Origin of the sequence: Rhodococcus opacus, from assembly GCF_012396235.1 — a bacterium.
GTDB classification, from domain to species: domain Bacteria; phylum Actinomycetota; class Actinomycetes; order Mycobacteriales; family Mycobacteriaceae; genus Rhodococcus_F; species Rhodococcus_F opacus.
In genome coordinates this window covers 444,725-461,430 of sequence record NZ_JAAXPA010000001.1, presented here as the reverse complement: position 1 = coordinate 461,430, position 16,706 = coordinate 444,725, and the positions used below count along the sequence as shown (strand labels likewise).

17 protein-coding genes are annotated in these 16,706 nt (G+C 68.0%); 9 read left to right on the top strand and 8 right to left on the bottom strand.

Annotation, left to right across the window (positions count from 1 at the left end; all coding sequences use genetic code 11):
* Positions 1–30 precede the first annotated feature (30 nt).
* On the bottom strand, positions 31–597 hold the full coding sequence (locus HGB39_RS01850; protein ID WP_005561900.1) for a TIGR03086 family metal-binding protein: 567 nt from the start codon (positions 595–597) through the stop codon (positions 31–33).
* Between the two features lie 84 nt (positions 598–681).
* Between HGB39_RS01850 and HGB39_RS01845 the strand changes: the two genes are divergently transcribed.
* From HGB39_RS01845 to HGB39_RS01830, 4 genes are all read left to right on the top strand, one after another.
* Complete coding sequence (locus HGB39_RS01845) at positions 682–1,680, top strand: aldo/keto reductase (protein ID WP_005561898.1); 999 nt, start codon at positions 682–684, stop codon at positions 1,678–1,680.
* A gap of 45 nt (positions 1,681–1,725) precedes the next feature.
* On the top strand, positions 1,726–2,994 hold the full coding sequence (locus tag HGB39_RS01840; protein WP_039951531.1) for an MFS transporter: 1,269 nt from the start codon (positions 1,726–1,728) through the stop codon (positions 2,992–2,994).
* 92 nt (positions 2,995–3,086) lie between these two features.
* Positions 3,087–4,667 carry an FAD-binding oxidoreductase gene (locus HGB39_RS01835; protein ID WP_005561894.1) on the top strand — a complete coding sequence of 527 codons (1,581 nt, stop codon included), beginning with the start codon at positions 3,087–3,089 and terminating at the stop codon, positions 4,665–4,667.
* Positions 4,664–5,578 (top strand): diacylglycerol kinase, encoded by a 915-nt coding sequence (locus HGB39_RS01830; RefSeq protein ID WP_005561892.1) that lies wholly within the window; start codon positions 4,664–4,666, stop codon positions 5,576–5,578. The genes HGB39_RS01835 and HGB39_RS01830 overlap by 4 nt, the downstream gene beginning before the upstream one ends.
* A gap of 4 nt (positions 5,579–5,582) precedes the next feature.
* Here the strand turns inward: HGB39_RS01830 and hslR are convergent, their stop codons facing one another.
* Positions 5,583–5,966: an Hsp15 family ribosome-associated heat shock protein gene (gene hslR, locus HGB39_RS01825; protein ID WP_005561891.1), complete on the bottom strand. Its 384-nt coding sequence runs from the start codon at positions 5,964–5,966 to the stop codon at positions 5,583–5,585.
* Positions 5,967–6,107: 141 nt separating this feature from the next.
* Here hslR and HGB39_RS01820 point away from each other — a divergent pair, with 141 nt between their 5' ends.
* Positions 6,108–6,791, top strand: a complete 684-nt coding sequence (locus HGB39_RS01820; protein ID WP_005561889.1) for a TetR/AcrR family transcriptional regulator — start codon at positions 6,108–6,110, stop codon at positions 6,789–6,791.
* Positions 6,769–7,458 (top strand): GTP pyrophosphokinase, encoded by a 690-nt coding sequence (locus tag HGB39_RS01815; RefSeq protein WP_005255930.1) that lies wholly within the window; start codon positions 6,769–6,771, stop codon positions 7,456–7,458. The genes HGB39_RS01820 and HGB39_RS01815 overlap by 23 nt, the downstream gene beginning before the upstream one ends.
* Here the strand turns inward: HGB39_RS01815 and HGB39_RS01810 are convergent.
* On the bottom strand, positions 7,439–8,929 hold the full coding sequence (locus tag HGB39_RS01810; RefSeq protein WP_005561887.1) for an MFS transporter: 1,491 nt from the start codon (positions 8,927–8,929) through the stop codon (positions 7,439–7,441). The two genes, HGB39_RS01815 and HGB39_RS01810, sit on opposite strands and share 20 nt — an antisense overlap.
* 6 nt (positions 8,930–8,935) lie before the next feature.
* On the opposite strand from HGB39_RS01810, the gene HGB39_RS01805 reads away from it, so the two are divergent.
* Together HGB39_RS01805 and HGB39_RS01800 are read left to right on the top strand one after the other, a co-directional pair.
* A complete protein-coding gene (locus HGB39_RS01805; RefSeq protein WP_005561885.1) occupies positions 8,936–9,499 on the top strand; it encodes a GNAT family N-acetyltransferase in 564 nt (187 codons plus the stop codon).
* Between the two features lie 53 nt (positions 9,500–9,552).
* On the top strand, positions 9,553–9,972 hold the full coding sequence (locus HGB39_RS01800) for a hypothetical protein (protein ID WP_005561883.1): 420 nt from the start codon (positions 9,553–9,555) through the stop codon (positions 9,970–9,972).
* Positions 9,973–9,987: 15 nt separating this feature from the next.
* Here HGB39_RS01800 and HGB39_RS01795 read toward each other — a convergent pair whose 3' ends face one another.
* Entirely contained in the window at positions 9,988–11,433 is a 1,446-nt protein-coding gene (locus HGB39_RS01795) for an MFS transporter (protein ID WP_005561880.1), read from the bottom strand.
* A gap of 86 nt (positions 11,434–11,519) precedes the next feature.
* A complete protein-coding gene (locus HGB39_RS01790) occupies positions 11,520–12,764 on the bottom strand; it encodes a phosphatidylglycerol lysyltransferase domain-containing protein (protein WP_005561878.1) in 1,245 nt (414 codons plus the stop codon).
* Positions 12,765–12,855: 91 nt separating this feature from the next.
* Between HGB39_RS01790 and ubiG the strand changes: the two genes are divergently transcribed.
* Positions 12,856–13,689: a bifunctional 2-polyprenyl-6-hydroxyphenol methylase/3-demethylubiquinol 3-O-methyltransferase UbiG gene (gene ubiG, locus HGB39_RS01785; RefSeq protein WP_005561877.1), complete on the top strand. Its 834-nt coding sequence runs from the start codon at positions 12,856–12,858 to the stop codon at positions 13,687–13,689.
* Here the strand turns inward: ubiG and HGB39_RS01780 are convergent.
* The 3 genes from HGB39_RS01780 to HGB39_RS01770 form a co-directional block, all read right to left on the bottom strand.
* Positions 13,686–14,534 carry a 3-hydroxybutyryl-CoA dehydrogenase gene (locus tag HGB39_RS01780; protein ID WP_005561875.1) on the bottom strand — a complete coding sequence of 283 codons (849 nt, stop codon included), beginning with the start codon at positions 14,532–14,534 and terminating at the stop codon, positions 13,686–13,688. The two genes, ubiG and HGB39_RS01780, sit on opposite strands and share 4 nt — an antisense overlap.
* 74 nt (positions 14,535–14,608) lie before the next feature.
* Positions 14,609–15,769: an acyl-CoA dehydrogenase gene (locus HGB39_RS01775; RefSeq protein WP_005255941.1), complete on the bottom strand. Its 1,161-nt coding sequence runs from the start codon at positions 15,767–15,769 to the stop codon at positions 14,609–14,611.
* A gap of 160 nt (positions 15,770–15,929) precedes the next feature.
* Positions 15,930–16,640 carry a TetR family transcriptional regulator gene (locus tag HGB39_RS01770; protein ID WP_005255942.1) on the bottom strand — a complete coding sequence of 237 codons (711 nt, stop codon included), beginning with the start codon at positions 16,638–16,640 and terminating at the stop codon, positions 15,930–15,932.
* Between the last annotated feature and the right edge of the window lie 66 nt (positions 16,641–16,706).

Below are 16,706 nucleotides of genomic sequence, written 5' to 3'. Positions count from 1 at the left end.
AGCGTAGGCGGGACCCTCGGCGGCGGTTGGTTAAATGCGTTGCCGGGGATCGCGACCGGTCAGGGCGATCAGGCGATCCTGGAGCGGCGCGTCGTCGGGAACGTCGACGGGGTCGGCGAACAGCCCGCTCTCGGAGAGCATCTCGCGTTGGCCGTCGAGATCCGACCAGACGCCGGCGACGAGTTGCGGGTCGAGGGTGTCGTCGGATCCGGTGGCCTTGGCGAGGTCCCATGCGTGGATGGTGACGTCGGCGATCTGCTGCCGCAGATACGGCTCGAGCGGCACCGTGCCGTAGGACAGGTGCACCTGCGTCCGCGGGTCGGTCGACGACCACGCGTGGATGGCCGAGTCCGAGTACCGCTGCCATTCCGACCGCATGTCGCCGTGCAGGGGCTCGATGTCCGGGGTCGCTTCGCCGACCGTCTTCCCGGCGAGCAGCGGGGGAACCCACTGCTGTTCCTCGATGACGTGCCGCACCAGCTGGGTGACATCCCAGTCGCGGTCCGGTGTCGGCGCCGACCAGTCGGTGATCGCGGCGACCCGTGCACCGAACTCGCGGTGGGCGATGCGGGCGAGTTCGAACCAGTCGAATGCCATGCCTTCAGGGTAGAGGCAGCCGGGTCACGATCAGCGCGATTCCAAACGATGCACCTGTCGGGGTGCTCGGGAAGGATGGGGCGCATGACCAACATCCCCACCGTGCAGTTGTCCGAAGGCTTCACCGTCAGCGCGCAGGGCTACGGCGCCATGTCCGTCGCCCCCGTGTACGGCCCCGTCGACGCCGCGGAGGCGCTCGCGACCCTCCACCACGCCATCGACATCGGAGTGACGTTCATCGACACGGCCAACGTGTACGGCGACGGCGCGAGTGAGATCGCGGTGGGCACGGTGCTGAAGGAACGCCGCGACGAGGTGCAGCTGGCCACCAAGTTCGGTCTCGTCGGCAACATCGCGAACGGCCGGCGCAGCATCAACGGCAAGCCCGAATACGTGGCGCAGGCCCTCGACGAATCCCTGTCCCGGCTCGGCGTCGACACCGTTGATCTGTACTACCTGCACCGCGTCGACCCCGAGGTGCCCATCGAGGACACCGTCGGTGCGATCGCGGAACAGGTGAAGGCCGGGAAGGTCCGCAACATCGGACTGTCGGAGGCGACCGGCGACGAGTTGCGTCGCGCCTCGCGCGTGCACCCCATCGCCGCGATCCAGAGCGAGTGGAGCATCTGGAGTCGCGACGTCGAGAAGCACGTGGTTCCCGCGGCGGCGGAACTCGGCATCGGCTTCGTGCCGTACTCGCCGGTGGGCCGGGGATTCCTCACCGGAACGTACGACCCGGCCACGCTGGGCGACAAGGATCTGCGTCGCCGGTTCCCGCGTTTCGGCGACGATGCGCTGCCGGCGAACCTGAAGGTGCTCGACGTCGTCCGCGAGGTCGCTGCCGAACTCGACGCGACGCCCGCCCAGGTGTCGCTGGCATGGCTGGACGCGAAAGCCGGCGAGTTCGGGTTGCCGTCCGTGTCGATTCCCGGTACCCGGTTCGCGGCCCGTGTCACGGAGAACGCCGGCGCGCTCGCGCTCACGCTGACCGAAGGGCAGATCGCGCGTCTGGACCTGCTCGCGGATCTCACCGTCGGCGAGCGCACAGCCGATCCGACCTGGGTGTCGCTGGGCCGCGAGTGACTTCGACCGGCGGGTAATACCTGCTGGGGGGTAGTTTGATCTGCGATGAGCAGAGTGTGGTTGGTGTGGGGCGTCGGGGTTGTCGCTTATATCGTCGCCGTCCTGCATCGAACCTCGTTCGGTGTGTCGGGCCTCGCGGCGACGGAACGATTTTCGATCAGTCCGAGTGTGTTGTCGGGTTTCGTCGTACTCCAGATCGTGGTGTACGCGGGGATGCAGATCCCCGCCGGTGTGCTCCTCGACCGGTACGGGTCGCGAGTCATGATTTCCGCGGGCGCCCTCATCATGGCGTCGGCGCAGATGCTCCTCGCGCTCACCGAATCGCTGCCGCTGGCGGTCGCCGCGCGCGTTCTCGTCGGCGTCGGCGACGCGATGACGTTCATCTCCGTGCTGCGCCTGGTGCCGCAGTGGTTCGCGCCGCGGCGGGTCCCGCTCGTGTCGCAGCTCACCGGCATCTTCGGTCAGATCGGTCAGATCCTGTCGGCGCTGCCGTTGATGCTGTTGCTGAACGGGCCGGGCTGGAGTTTCGCGTACGGCAGCGCCGCGTCGCTCGGTTTGCTGTCGTTCGTGCTGGCCGTCTCCGTCATCCGCAATGCGCCTCCCGGTCTGGAGGTGGTGGCCGCGCCCGCCGGACTGCGGGAGGTGGGCAGGCAGATCCGCACCGTGTGGGGGCGTCCCGGCACCCGGCTCGGGTTCTTCACCCACATGGGCACGCAGTTCTCGATGACCACGTTCGCCCTGCTGTGGGGTGTGCCGTACCTGAGGTCGGCGCAGGGATTGTCGCCGGCGGAGGCCGGTTCGCTGCTGACCCTGTCGGTGATCTCGGCGATCGTGGCCGGCCCGATCATCGGCATCCTCAGCGGCCGTTTCCCGATGCGCCGCTCCTATCTGGTGCTGGCGATCATGATCAGCAATGCGGCGATCTGGACCGTTGTCCTGTCGCTGCCGGGTCCGGCGCCGATCTGGTTGCTGATCGTGCTCGTGATGGTGATCTCGGTGGGCGGCCCCGGTTCGATGATCGGTTTCGACTACGCCCGCATGTTCAACCCCAGCACCAGCATGGGAACGGCGCAGGGAATGGTCAACATCGGCGGCTTCCTGGCGTCGTTGCTGGTCATCCAGGCGATGGGTCTCATCCTCGATGCGATGGGCGGGTACTCGTTCGACGCGTTCCGAGTGGCCTGGCTCGTGCAGTACCCGGTCTGGATCGTAGCGATCACGGGTGTTCTGGTGACGCGTGGGAAGACACGGAAACAGATGGGATTGGTGCTGCGGCCCATCCGGCAGGTGTGGCGGGAGCGGGGCGGTCGCTGAAGAGGGCTAGTTACACTCTTACATGATGTGTAACACTATAACGCATGAGCAATGAGCGATCGGAAGATCACGCCGTCCTGACGGCACCCCCGATGCAGTGGGACGCCTGGGGCGCGCCGGAGAAGCACAAGATCCTCTCGGACGGCATCAAGGGGCTGCTGCAACAGGCCCTCGGCGTCACGATCAGGGAGCCCTCCGACCGGGCGGCCGACGACGTCGTCCTGGCTCCGAGCGCACTGTCCGACCAGCAGGTCGCCGCTCTCGCGGGCATCGTCGGAGAACAGTTCTGCAGCACCGCGCACTCCGACCGGCTGCTGCGTTCCGGCGGCAAGAGCACGCTCGACCTGCTGCGCCGCCGCAGCACCGAACCGCAGAACGCGCCCGACGCCGTCGTCACCCCCGGTACGGACGACGAGGTCGCCGACGTGCTCCGATACTGCGCCGACCACGGCATCGCCGTGGTGCCGTTCGGTGGCGGAACGAGCGTGGTCGGCGGGCTCGACCCCGTGCGCGACCGATTCGACGCCGTCGTCTCGCTGGACCTGCGCCGGTTCGACGCGCTCATCGACCTCGACGCCGACTCCGGCATCGCGACGCTGGGAGCGGGTGTGACGGGTCCGCTCGCCGAGGAACTGCTCGGCGCGCACGGCTTCTCGCTCGGGCACTTCCCGCAGAGCTTCATGTTCGCGACCATCGGCGGCTTCGCGGCCACCCGGTCGTCGGGGCAGGCGTCCGCGGGGTACGGGCGGTTCGAGGACATGGTGCAGGGACTGAGGGTGGTGACCCCCACCGGGACCCTCGACACGGGGCGCGCCCCGGCCTCCGCGGCGGGTCCGGACCTCGGCGAACTGTTCGTCGGGTCGGAGGGAACGCTCGGCGTCATCACCCGGGTGCGGGTGCGGGTGCACGCGGTCCCCGACACCACCGTCCGGGAAGGGTGGAGTTTCCCCGACTTCGAGACGGGCGCGGCGGCTCTGCGGGCGTTGCGGCAGGAAGGTGCGGTCCCGACCGTGCTGCGACTGTCCGACGAGGCGGAGACGGCGGTGAACCTCGCGACCACCGACAAGATCGGTGAGGAGACCGTCACCGGCGGCTGCCTGGCGATCACGACGTTCGAGGGCACCGCCGAGCACACCGCGGAGCGGACGGCGGAGGCTCGCGCCGTGCTGGTGGCGCACGGCGGCACGTCCCTGGGTGAGGCGCCTGGAAACGGCTGGGAGCACGGCCGTTTCGACGCACCGTACCTGCGCGACTCGCTGCTCGACGCGGGAGCGCTGTGCGAGACGCTGGAAACCGCGACCACCTGGGGCAACCTCGCTGCGCTCCGCACCGCCGTGACCACTGCGCTGACGGAGTCGCTGGCCGGGCAGGGCACCCCGCCGCTCGTCCTGTGCCACATCTCGCACACGTACCCGACCGGCGCCTCGCTGTACTTCACCGTCGTGTCCGCGCAAGCGGAAGACCCGATCGAACAGTGGCGGAAGGCCAAAACCGCCGCCGGTGATGCGATCATCGCCGCCGGCGGAACCATCACGCATCACCACGCGGTCGGAGTCGACCACCGTCCGTGGATGCGGGACGAGATCGGCGACCTGGGCGTCGCGATTCTGCGGGCGGTCAAGGACGCGGTCGATCCTGCGGGAATCCTCAACCCCGGCAAGTTGATTCCGTGAGCACGCAGCAGGTGATCGAGAAGGTCACCGTCCTCGTCAACCCCCTCGCCGGACACGGTCACGCACCCGTCGCCGGCCGCAAGGGGGTGGCGCGCCTGCGGGAGCGCGGGGTCGCCGTCACCGAGATCATCGGCACGGATGCCGATCACGCGCGCATGCTGGCGCGCCGGGCGATCGACGACGGCACCGACGCGCTCGTCGTCGTCGGCGGGGACGGCGCCATCAGCATCGGGCTGCAGGCGGCCGCGCAATCCGGGACACCGGTCGGGCTGATCCCGGCCGGCACCGGCAACGACCATGCGCGCGAATTCGGTATCCCCGTCGGCGATCCCGTCGCCGCGGCCGACGTGATCGCCGACGGGGAGGTGCAGGAATCCGACCTCGCCCGCATCACGCTCGCGGACGGCGCGGTGGTGTGGGCGGGCACCATCGTCGCGAGCGGATTCGACTCGCTCGTCACGGACCGCGCCAATCGGATGTCGTGGCCCAAAGGCCCGATGCGGTACAACCTCGCGATGCTCGCCGAGCTGACGCAGCTCCGCCCGCTGCACTACACCATCGAACTGGACGAGGAGACGTTCCAGGTGGACGCCACCCTCGTGGCGGTGGGCAACGGACGCTCGTACGGCGGCGGCATGCAGATCTGCCCGGGCGCGGACAAGAGCGACGGCCTGCTCGACGTCACGGTCGTCGACTACGGTCGCCGGTCGAGGCTGGTCCGGTTGTTCCCCCGCGTCTACAAGGGCACTCACGTGGATCTCCCTGACGTGCAGACCTACCGTTCGCGGAAGGTGCGATTGCAGTGCGACGGCATCACGGCGTACGCGGACGGCGACCGGGTCGGTCCGCTGCCGATCACCATCGAGGCGGTGCCGGCCGCCCTGCGCATCCTCAGCCACACCCCGGCCTGAGCGGTCACAACCCGCGCAACCGGTCCATCTCGCGGCGTTCGCGTTTGGTAGGCCGGCCTGCACCGCGGTCGCGTTGCGGTATCGACGCGAGGACTTCGCGCGGTGGGGGCGGTGGTGTGTTGTCGGTGTAGCACTCGACCGCCACCACCGCGCCGACCCGTTTGGTGATGGGCCGGACGACCTCGACGATGCGTTCGACACCCGCCGCGCGAATGCGGACCTCGTCACCGACCTTGACCGGCTGCGCGGGTTTGGCGGTGGTGCCGTTGACCCGCACGTGCCCCGACCTGCAGGCGGCCGCCGCCGCGGAGCGCGTCTTGAACAGCCGGATCGCCCAGGTCCAGCTGTCGACCCGGACGCTCGCGGGATCGGTCCCGGAAATCGCCACCTGACCAGGATACGAAAGGGTGCGACTCGCTTGCTGATCGCGGGTGCCGCCGCGAGAAATCGGGCGCGGTCGTCCAGAACGCCGGGCGTGGGCTGACACGATAAACGGAGTGTGCTTTCCACTTCGGGTAGCATCGAGTTCATGGTGAAGCCGGGGTCGAAAGAGGCACGGAATGCGTGCAGGCAGGCGTTGCGCACCGACGCCGAGCGCAACCGCTCGCGCGTCGTCGATGCGGCGCAGGAGGTGTTCGCCGAGCAAGGGTTGACGGCCTCCATGGCCGAGGTCGCCCGGCGGGCCGGAGTCGGCATCGCGACGTTGTATCGCCGTTTCCCCACCAGGGAGGATCTGATCACCGATGTCTTCGCCGACAAGATGAGCGCCTACGTCGACGCCATCGACGAGGCCGCGGCAGACCCCGATCCGTGGAACGGTTTCTGCGCCTACGTCGAGCGGGTGTGCGCCATGCAGGCGGAAGATCGCGGCTTCACTCACGTGCTCACCATGACGTTCCCCACCGCAAGCGAATTCGAGGCGAAGCGGGCTGAGGCCTACCGCGGCTTCGAGCGGCTGATCGAACGCGCCAAGGAGACGGGTCGGCTGCGCGCGGACTTCTCCTCCCAGGACCTGGTGTTGCTTCTGATGGCGAACGCGGGGGTGGTCGAGGCGACAGGCGCCGCGGCCCCTGATGCCTGGCGTCGTCTCATGGGCTACATGCTCCAGGCGTTCTCGGCTGTCGGCGCCGCACCGCTGCCGCCTGCACCCACTCCGTCGGCGATGCACGAGGCAATGGTGGGGGTGACGTGTGGAGCAGCGAACGGCCGATGACGTGACCGGACTGCTGAGTCTCCGAAGCTCCGACGGGGGACGGGATCTCACCCGATTCCTGATGTCGTACAAATTCGGCATCGACGAGATGATGACCAAGATCAACATCTTGAAGGACGAGTTCACCTACATTCACGAGTACACCCCGATCGAGCACGTGAAGTCGAGGCTGAAGTCGGCCGACAGCGTGCTGGGCAAGGCTGCCCGCAAGGGTATTCCGCTCACTCTCGACTCCATCCGCGACAACATCCACGACATCGCCGGAATCCGGATCACCTGCAGCTTCATTCAGGACGCGTACCGGATCAGCGACCTGTTGACGGGCCAGCAGGACATCACCCTCATCGAGGTCAAGGATTACATCGCCGAACCCAAACCCAACGGATACCGGAGCCTGCATCTGATCGTCGAGGTTCCGGTGTTCATGTCCGACCGCGTCGAATCGGTGCGGGTGGAGATCCAGATCCGTACGGTGGCCATGGATTTCTGGGCAAGCCTCGAGCACAAGATCTTCTACAAGTACGACAAGGCGGTCCCGGCCGCGCTGCTGGACGAGTTGAAGGATGCTGCCGACGTGGCCCGCAATCTCGACGTCAAGATGGAGGCCCTCCACGACGAGGTGCGCGAACACGGGGCAGCGCTACACGTCATCGCTTCGGTGGAGTAGGGCTCGACCGGGCGATTGCCGGTTGCACTGCCGGACCGGTGACGTCGCAATGTGGTTTGCATGCAACCGAATCCGGGACGGGACCAAGCGGGGTGCGAGCGGGCGGGGCGGGCGCCCGGATCAGGGCTGCGGCGATGGTCGCCCCGACCAGGAGCAGTGCGATGCAGATGTACATCGCGATGCGGAAGCCGTGCGAGAAGCTGGTGGGGTCGATCATGCTTTCGGCGTCGATCCCCGCGATCCCGGGGAGCGCGGCCACCGCCAGTAGCTGGCTGGTGCGCGCGACGGCGTTGTTCACTCCGGAGGCGATGCCGGACTGGTCCACCGGGACGGACCCGAGCACGGCGGCGGTCAGCGGCGCGACCATGGCGGACAGTCCGAGGCCGAAGACGACGACGCCGGGGAGCACGACCGTCCAATAGTTCGCACCCGGCCCGATCCGGGTCATCAACAGCAGGCCGACCGCTGCGAGTGCGGGCCCGACGGTCATCGGCAACCTGGGGCCGTGGGTCTGGGCGTAGCTGCCGGCGCGGGAGGAGAACGCCAGCATCGCCAGCGTGATCGGGATGGTGGCGACCCCGGCTTCGATCGGCGAGTATCCGGCCACCAACTGCAACTGCAGGACAAGCAGGAAGAAGACGCCGCCGAGTGCGGCGTACACGGCGAGCGTCACCAGGTTCGCCGCCACGAACATGCGCGACGCGAACAGGCTCGGCGGCACCAGGGCGTTCGGTGAACGCCGTTCCACCACGACGAACGCGATCAGCGCGACGGTCCCGACCACCCCGGCGATCAGGTTCATCTCGATCAGACCGTAGGTGAGCGCGCCGAGGCCGATCACCGCGCACACCGACCCGAGCACGTCGAGATGATCGGGAGGATGCGGGTCGCGGCTCTCGGGGACGTGCCGCATCGACGCCCACACCACGACGACGGCGAGCGGAAGATTGATCAGGAACACCGACCGCCAGCCGGCCACCTCCACCAGCCAGCCGCCCAGTAGCGGCCCGATCGCCCCGGCCACCCCGCCGAGTCCCGACCACAGCCCGATCGCGGCACCCCGGTCGTCCTCGTGGATCGACGCCGAGATCAGAGCGAGGCTGCCGGGGGTCAGCATCGCAGCCCCGACACCCTGCAGAATCCGCGCGATCACGAGCATCGTGATGTCGGGTGCGATGCCGCACAGGAGTGACGCCGCCGCGAACCAGACCGTCCCCCAGACGAAGACGCGGCGCCTGCCCCAGCGATCCCCGAGCGCCCCGCCCAGCAGGATCAGCGACGCCAGCGCGAGGGTGTAGCCGCTCAGTACCCACTGCATTCCCGCGACATCCGACCCGAGGTCCTCACCGATATGCGGCAGGGCGATGTTCACCACCGTGCCGTCCAGCAGCGCGAGGCTCGAACCGAGAACGGTCGCGGTGACCACCCACCGCCCCTGGCGGGTGCTCAGGCGCAGAACGGTCTCGGTCATCTCCCCATGGTGCGCCGCGGTTCAGGCAGCGCGGTGCTCGTTGCGATTTCTCGCGCCGACTTCGGCATACTCGACATCGTTGCCCGGTCGAAACCGAAAGTCGAGAGCCTGCACGTGTACATCGAAGTCGACGACCTGTCCCGTGAGGCCGTGCACGGTCTGCTGGCCGAGCACCTGGCGGACATGCATGCGACGTCGCCGCCCGAAAGTGTTCACGCCCTCGATCTGCCCGGTTTGCGGGACCCGTCGGTCACCGTGTGGACGCTGTGGGACGAGGAGACCGTGCTGGGAACCGTGGCTCTGCGTGAGCTCTCGCCGGCCGAAGGTGAGATCAAGTCGATGCGGACTGCCGCGGAGGCGCGCGGGCGGGGTGTGGCCACCCGGCTCCTCGCGCACCTGGTCGACGAGGCGCGGGCACGCGGGTACGTCCGGCTCAGCCTCGAGACCGGCGTCGAGGATTTCTTCGCCCCGGCCAGGCGTCTGTACACCGAGCAGGGCTTCACCGAATGTCCCCCGTTCGGGGACTACGGCAACGATCCGAACAGCATCTTCTTCACACTCTCCCTGTGACGGCCCTGTCCGTGCGACACTTTCCGCCACGCACCTCGATATACGGAGAACTCATGGACATCATGCGCAAGGTCGCAGTCGGGGCCGTCGCGGTGGCCGGCCTGTCTTTCTTCGCCGCGGGGACGGCCGCGGCAGACCCGGTGCCGGCCCCCATGCCGCCGCCGCTACCCGCGCCGATGCCGGTCCCGTTGCCTGCCGGGACATACCTCGGCACCACCAACGTTCTCGGTGGCGACCTGATCTGGAAGGGCAAGACGTTCGGGCCCGGGTGGGTCATGGACAACTTCGGGGTGTTCTTCCCGTACATCTTCGGCATGACCACTCCGGAAGCGAGCGGTTCCCTCGTCACCGACTACAGCCCCTCCGGGCTTCCTTTCCTGACCGACCGGATCACGCCGAGGCCCGACGGGACCTACGAGGGCACCGTCTACATCAACGGCAACCCGGTGGCGGGGTACGCCCTCCACAAGTAGGCAACCGGCAAGGGGCTACACCTTCGACGGCGCGAGCGGTTCGGGAATCGAGTTCGGCGCCGCGAGGGTGGCGCGACGGGTGGGAATGGCCAGCGTGATGGCCGCGGCTACGAGTGCGACACCGCAACCGATCAACAGGCCGGTTCGGAAGCCGCCCTCGGTCGGCAGGGTGTGGCCGGCGACCTGGACGCTCATCTGGGCGAGGACCACTCCGACGACGGCCGCGGACACCGCGGTGCCGACCGAGCGCATCAGGGAGTTGACGCTGTTGGCGGAGGCGGTCGCCGACTGCGGCACGGCGCTCATCACCAGAGCGGGCATCGCGCCGTAGGCCAGACCGACACCCGAGCCGCAGATGCAGGTCACCACGACCAGGCCCCACGTCGACCCCATCAGGAACATCGACGATCCGTAGCCGAGCGCGATGACGAGGCTTCCGACGAGCAGGGTGACCTTCGGTCCGCGGGTGGACGACAGCTTGGCGCCGAAGGGGGAGACCGCCATCATCATCAGACCCGAGGGGGCCATCCACAGGCCCATGGCCAGCATCGACTGTCCCAGGCCGTATCCCGTCGACGCCGGCAACTGCAGGAGCTGCGGAACGATCAGGGACTGGGCGTACATGGCGAAGCCGACCACGACGGACGCGGCGTTGGTCAGCAGTACCTGACGGCCGGCGATCACCCGCAGGTCGACCAGTGGTTCGGGAGTGCGGAGTTCCCACCAGCCCCAGGCCGTCAACGCGACGGCCGTGGTCGCGAACAAACCGAGGGTGGTGCTGCTCGCCCAGCCCCAGTCGGCGCCCTTGGACACAGCCAGCAGCAGCGACACCAGTCCGACGCCCAGTCCGACTGCCCCGATGGGATCGAAGCGGGCCTTGGGACCGTGGACGGGCGTGGCGGGCACGAAGAACCAGAGCAGCACGGCGATCAGCGCGCTGAGCCCGGCGGCGCCCCAGAACAGCACGCGCCAGCTCGCATTCTCCGCGACCGTTGCGGCGAGCGGCAGACCGAGGGCGCCGCCGATGCCCATGGACGAGCTCATCAAGGCGATGGAGGAGTGCAGGCGCTCGGGCGGCAGCAGGTCCCGCAGTGCGCTGATTCCCAGCGGAATCATGCCCACACCGATGCCCTGCAGCCCTCGGCCGATCACCATCGGGGCCAGGGACGTCGCGAGTGCGCAGACCACCGAGCCCAGGACGAGCGGCACCGTGCAGATCAGCATCATCCGCCGCTTGCCGTACAGGTCGCCGAGACGTCCGGTGACCGGTGTCGCCACGGCGCCGGCGAGCAGCGTCGCGGTGATCACCCACGATGCGTTGGAGGCGGTCGTGTCGAGCAGTCGGGGGAGGTCGCCGATCAGCGGCACCACGAGGGTCTGCATGAGCGCGGCGACGATGCCGGTGAATGCCAGCACGGCGATGAGGCCGCCTGGCCGGACGGCGGGCGTCGGACTGTCCACACGAATCTCCTCAACTCTGCGAAACACAATTTGTGCACCATACACAGAGTATGCATGGTGCACAACGTATGTATCGTGCAATGAGCTCAGGTGGGGCGTTTTCCGAGGTGAGCGGCGGCGAGACCGCACGCGACCACGGCAGCCACGGACAGTCCGGTCGATGTCCACGCCCACGAGTCCGGCCCCAGCGTCCTCTCGGATTCGACGAGCGGCGCATACGCCGTCCACCCGTAGTCGGCGATCAGCGGGACGGCCAGCGCGGCAGGCACCGCCAGCGATGTCGCGGTGACCGGCTCGCTCGACGGCAGACTCGACGCGACCGTGTACGAGGCCGCGAGCGGAAGGAGGAGCCACGTCGCCCCGACGTGCAGGTTGTCCCACGGCGGGTGCTCGAACAACGCCGACGCGGCCACGACTGCGAGCGCCGCGATGCCGAGCACCGGGTGCGGGAAGCGCCGGCCGAGCACGGCGCCCGTCAGCACGAGCGCCGCGGGCACCAGCAGCCACGGCCAGGAATCCGGGAACGCCGCCACACCGATGTCCCCCGCGGCGACGAACGCCATCGCGGCGAGCAACACGATCCCGGTGCGGCTCTCCAGCCACAGCGAGGCGGCGATCACCGCCACGACCAGGACGAGTCCGAACATCCACCTGCCCTGCATCGCGCCGTAGGTGCCCACGTTCCAGACACGTCGAACGAACCACCAGTACAGCACCAGCCCGATCAGCGGCAGGACGATCCCGACGACGAGGGCGCGCGCGCTCACCGCGACGTCCGTCCGCTCACCGAAGTCGCCGGACGCCAGCGTGACGGCCAGAACTACGCACGTGAGCGCGAGGACGGTCAGCGCCACCGGATCGACTGCGGGTTCCGGAAGGTAATCGGCGTAGCGCCGGGGAAAAGACGTCCGGAAGTGGTCGATCGGTCCGGCGAGGAGGAGTCCGGCGAGAACCCCCGCCGCGAGTGCGGTCTGCAACCATGCCCGGTCGGCGGTGGCGCACAGTCCGACGAGGCCGCCGAGCAGCAGGCCCGCACCGACTCCGCCGAGGTACACCTCGAAATCCCACGGCCCCGTCGACGGAGCGACACCCAGCAGCGCGAGACCGGCGAACGACAGCGTCGACAGGACCCGGCGGGCACGAACCAGCGCTGCCACCAGGACGGCGACGACCGCAGCCAGGAAGGCACCGGCGGACGGCCCGGCATACAACGCGTCCAGGCGGTCGCCGCCGACCACGAACGCGAACTCCCTGGACGTGGTGGACGTCAACGCAATTCCCGTGACGAACCCGCCCAGCAGCAGGCACACGTGCGAGACCCTGAATGTCATCCTCTGAGCATCGCGTAAGGGCACCGGCCTTGAAGTGACCGACGCTCAGGAGAAGGCTGGAGGTCGTCGCTGTGCCGTCGGCAGAGAAGGGGTGGTCCGCTTGGTCATCGACAACGACGTCTACAACCGTGTGGGGGAGTCGTGGTGGGAGGAAGACAACCCACTCAACCTGCTGCACGGAAGCCTCACGCCGGGACGATTCGCCTACTTCCGTAAGGTGCTCGGCGAGACGGTCGGTCGTGACCATCACGGGCTCCGCGCCCTCGACGTCGGGTCGGGCGGTGGGTTCCTCGCGGAAGAGTTCACCCGCATCGGTTTCCGGGTGACGGGCATCGATCCGTCCCCCGTGTCGGTCGACACCGCACGGCGTCACGCAGCCGGTTCGGCCCTCGACATCGAGTACCGCATCGGGTCGGGCGAACAGCTGCCGGTACCGGATGCCGCGTTCGACGTCATCTACTGCTGCGACGTCCTCGAGCACGTGTCGGATCTCGACGGCGTGATCGCCGAGACGTCCCGGGCGCTGAAACCCGGCGGCCTGTACCTGTTCGACACCATCAACCGCACATTCGCCAGCAAGCTCGTCGCGATCAAGATCATGCAGGAGTGGCGGATGACCCGGATGTTCGACACTCCCATCCACGACTGGTCGATGTGTATCCGCCCCGCGGAGCTGGAGCCGATCATGGCGCGGCACGGACTGCGGCTCGGCGAGATCGTCGGGCTCGGGCCGCGGTCGAAGAATCCGCTCCGGCTCCTCGACCTCGCCCGGGCCGGCGGAACACGGCTCAGTTACGGGGAGTTGAGCCGCCGGCTCGACTTCGGGCAGATCCGGAGTACGGCCATCTCCTACATGGGATTTGCGGTCAAGAACGGCGAAAGCCCGCCGCGACGACGCGACGGGCTTCCGGACGGGCGTGACTAGCTGTAGTCGTAGAAACCCTTACCGCTCTTCTTGCCGAGCTGTCCGGCGTCCACCTTGCGCTTGAGCAGCGTCGGGGGAGCGTAGTGCGGCTCGGCGAACTCCGCGTACAGCGACTCCGCCGCGGCGAGGGTGATGTCGAGACCGACGGTGTCGATCAGCGTCAGCGGGCCCATCGGGTAACCGCAGCCGCCCTTCATGGCCTCGTCGATGTCCTCGGCGGTGGCGTAACCCGACTCGAGCATCCGGACCGCCGACGTGAGGTACGGGATGAGCAGCGCGTTCACGATGAAACCCGCACGGTCCCCGGCCCGCACCGTCTTCTTGCGCAGCGTGTTCTTCGCGTAGTCGGTGACCGCGAGGACGGTCTCCTCCGACGTGACCAGGCTGACCACGATCTCCACCAGCGGCATCACCGGCACCGGGTTGAAGAAGTGGACACCCACGACCTGCCCGGGACGCTGCGTGGCGTTGGCCATCTTGATCAGCGGGATGGACGACGTGTTGGACGCCAGGATGCCCGACGGCTTCACGATCTTGTCGAGCTTCTGGAAGATGTCGACCTTGAGCGACTCGATCTCCGGCGCCGCCTCGATCACGAGGTCGCGGTCCGCGAACTCCTCGATGTCGAGGGTGACCCGCACGCGGGCGAGCGCGGCATCCGCGGCGTCCTGGTCGAGCTTGCCCGCCTTGACCCCGCGAGCCAGGGACTTCTCGATGCGGGCCTGCGCCGCCTCGGCGAATTCCGGCTTGGTCTCGAGGATGAGAACCGAGCTACCGGCCTTGATGCATACCTCGGCGATGCCGGCACCCATGGTGCCGCCGCCGATCACGCCTACTAGTTCCACAAATTCTCCTCACGTAGCCGTGCGCCTTTTTGGTAGCGGGAGCTACCAAAAAGGCGCACGGGCGGCGTAGCCGCCTACTTCAACAGTGCACGCGACATCACGACGCGCTGGATCTGGTTGGTGCCTTCGTAGATCTGAGTGATCTTCGCATCACGCATCATCCGCTCGACAGGGAAGTCGGTGGTGTAGCCGGCGCCACCGAACAGCTGGACGGCGTCGGTGGTGACCTCCATCGCGACGTCGGAGGCGAAGCACTTGGCGGCCGCGGAGATGAAACCGAGGTTCTTCTCGCCGCGCTCGGCACGGGCCGCGGAGGTGTAGACCATGAGGCGTGCGGCCTCGACCTTCATCGCCATGTCGGCGAGCATGAACTGCACGGCCTGGAAGTCGCTGATCGACTTGCCGAACTGCTTGCGGTCCTTGGTGTAGGCGAGAGCGGCGTCGAGGGCGCCCTGTGCGAGGCCGACTGCCTGCGCGCCGATGGTGGGACGGGTGTGGTCGAGGGTCTGCAGCGCCGTCTTGAAGCCGGTGCCGGGCTCGCCGATGATGCGGTCGCCGGGGACCTTGCAGTTCTCGAAGTAGAGCTCCGCGGTGGGCGAGCCTTTGATGCCGAGCTTCTTCTCCTTCGGTCCGACGACGAAACCCTCGTCGTTCTCGTGGACCATGAACGCGGAGATGCCGTTGGCGCCCTTGTCTGCGTCGGTGACGGCCATGACGGTGTACCAGCTGGATTTGCCACCGTTGGTGATCCAGCACTTGGAGCCGTTGAGGATCCAGTCGTCGCCGTCGGCCTTGGCGCGGGTGCGCATGCCGGCCGCGTCCGAACCGGCTTCACGCTCGGACAGTGCGTAGGACGCCATGGCCTCGCCGGACGCGAGCTGCGGCAGGACCTGCTGCTTGAGTTCCTCGGACCCGTTGAGGATGAGGCCCATGGTGCCGAGCTTGTTGACGGCGGGGATCAGGGACGAGGAGCCGCAGACGCGGGCGACCTCTTCGATGACGATGCAGGTGGCGACGGAGTCGGCGCCCTGGCCGTCGTATTCCTCGGGGACGTGGATGGCGTTGAACCCGGAGTTCACGAGGGCGACGCGGGCCTCTTCGGGGAAGCGTGCATCCTCGTCGACTTCCTTCGCGTAGGGTGCGATCTCCTTCTCGGAGAGCGCGCGGATCGCGGACCGCAGTTCGTCGTGCTCTTCACCGAGCTTGAACAGATCGAAGTCCGGATTTCCGGCCATGGGGCGCTCCTTGCTGAGTCTCGACGGCACCGAGTCTGAATAGGCACTCCGTGCCAAGGTTATTGTCGTTCAGGTGGGCCGCAACGTTCGTGGTCGGCAAACTACTGCCACTACAGTGCAGTCAACCACGGCACTGAGTGCCAGTCAAGGGTGGTTGTCGTCACCCGGCCACTGAGCCCCGGCGCCGGGACAGCTGGGCCTGGATACGCCCGGTGATCTCCTCCACCGGCGTTCCCGGCGGGTACGACACCACCAGCACGGCGTCCTGTTCCTGCGTCGATGCCCCCGGAGCGACGCCGAACGTCCGGCGCACGTCGAGGAGGGCCCGCTCGAGTTCCTCGGCGGTGGCGTCGGGGTCGCCCTTGATCATGTTCCGGAGCAGGAAGTTGTGGCACGCGGTGACGGCGGCCGCGAATCCGATGACCTTCAGGACCGGCTCGGTGGGTACGACCCCGCGCAGGTAGTCGACGAACAACCGCTCGTAGCGGAAGCCGGTGACGATCTCCCGGTCGCGCAGGGCGGGAACCCGCTGGACCACCTGGTACCGGCGAGCCGACAGCTCCCGGTTCTCGCGAAACCTGTCGAAGACCAGGCCCGCCGTCCTGCAGACCGCCGCCCACGGGTCGTCGGAATTCGTGGACAGATAATCGCCTGCCTGCTGCAACAGCGATTCGTGATCGGCGAAGATCACGTCCTCCTTGGAGCGGAACTGGCGGAAGAACGTCCGCCGGGACACGCCCGCGGCGGATGCGATCTGCTCGACGGTCGTCGCCTCGTACCCGTTCTCGGAGAACAGCCGGATGGCCTGCGCCACCACGTGGACGCGGAAGTCCGCGGGATCGATGCCGGGTGTGTCGACGCGCTCGGTCATGGGGCCCAGTATCCATTGGCGGCTTTGGGCCCGCAGTGCCCTGGACCCGGCGAGCCTTGCGGGCGG

What these genes read in the sequence shown, in the direction of transcription:
- HGB39_RS01850 (WP_005561900.1), bottom strand. Translation starts at nt 597, where the DNA reads ATGGCATTCGACTGGTTCGAACTCGCCCGCATCGCCCACCGCGAGTTC.
- HGB39_RS01845 (WP_005561898.1), top strand. Translation starts at nt 682, where the DNA reads ATGACCAACATCCCCACCGTGCAGTTGTCCGAAGGCTTCACCGTCAGC.
- HGB39_RS01840 (WP_039951531.1), top strand. Translation starts at nt 1,726, where the DNA reads ATGAGCAGAGTGTGGTTGGTGTGGGGCGTCGGGGTTGTCGCTTATATC.
- HGB39_RS01835 (WP_005561894.1), top strand. Translation starts at nt 3,087, where the DNA reads ATGCAGTGGGACGCCTGGGGCGCGCCGGAGAAGCACAAGATCCTCTCG.
- HGB39_RS01820 (WP_005561889.1), top strand. Translation starts at nt 6,108, where the DNA reads ATGGTGAAGCCGGGGTCGAAAGAGGCACGGAATGCGTGCAGGCAGGCG.
- HGB39_RS01810 (WP_005561887.1), bottom strand. Translation starts at nt 8,929, where the DNA reads ATGACCGAGACCGTTCTGCGCCTGAGCACCCGCCAGGGGCGGTGGGTG.
- HGB39_RS01805 (WP_005561885.1), top strand. Translation starts at nt 8,936, where the DNA reads ATGGTGCGCCGCGGTTCAGGCAGCGCGGTGCTCGTTGCGATTTCTCGC.
- HGB39_RS01800 (WP_005561883.1), top strand. Translation starts at nt 9,553, where the DNA reads ATGGACATCATGCGCAAGGTCGCAGTCGGGGCCGTCGCGGTGGCCGGC.
- HGB39_RS01790 (WP_005561878.1), bottom strand. Translation starts at nt 12,764, where the DNA reads ATGACATTCAGGGTCTCGCACGTGTGCCTGCTGCTGGGCGGGTTCGTC.
- HGB39_RS01775 (WP_005255941.1), bottom strand. Translation starts at nt 15,769, where the DNA reads ATGGCCGGAAATCCGGACTTCGATCTGTTCAAGCTCGGTGAAGAGCAC.
- HGB39_RS01770 (WP_005255942.1), bottom strand. Translation starts at nt 16,640, where the DNA reads ATGACCGAGCGCGTCGACACACCCGGCATCGATCCCGCGGACTTCCGC.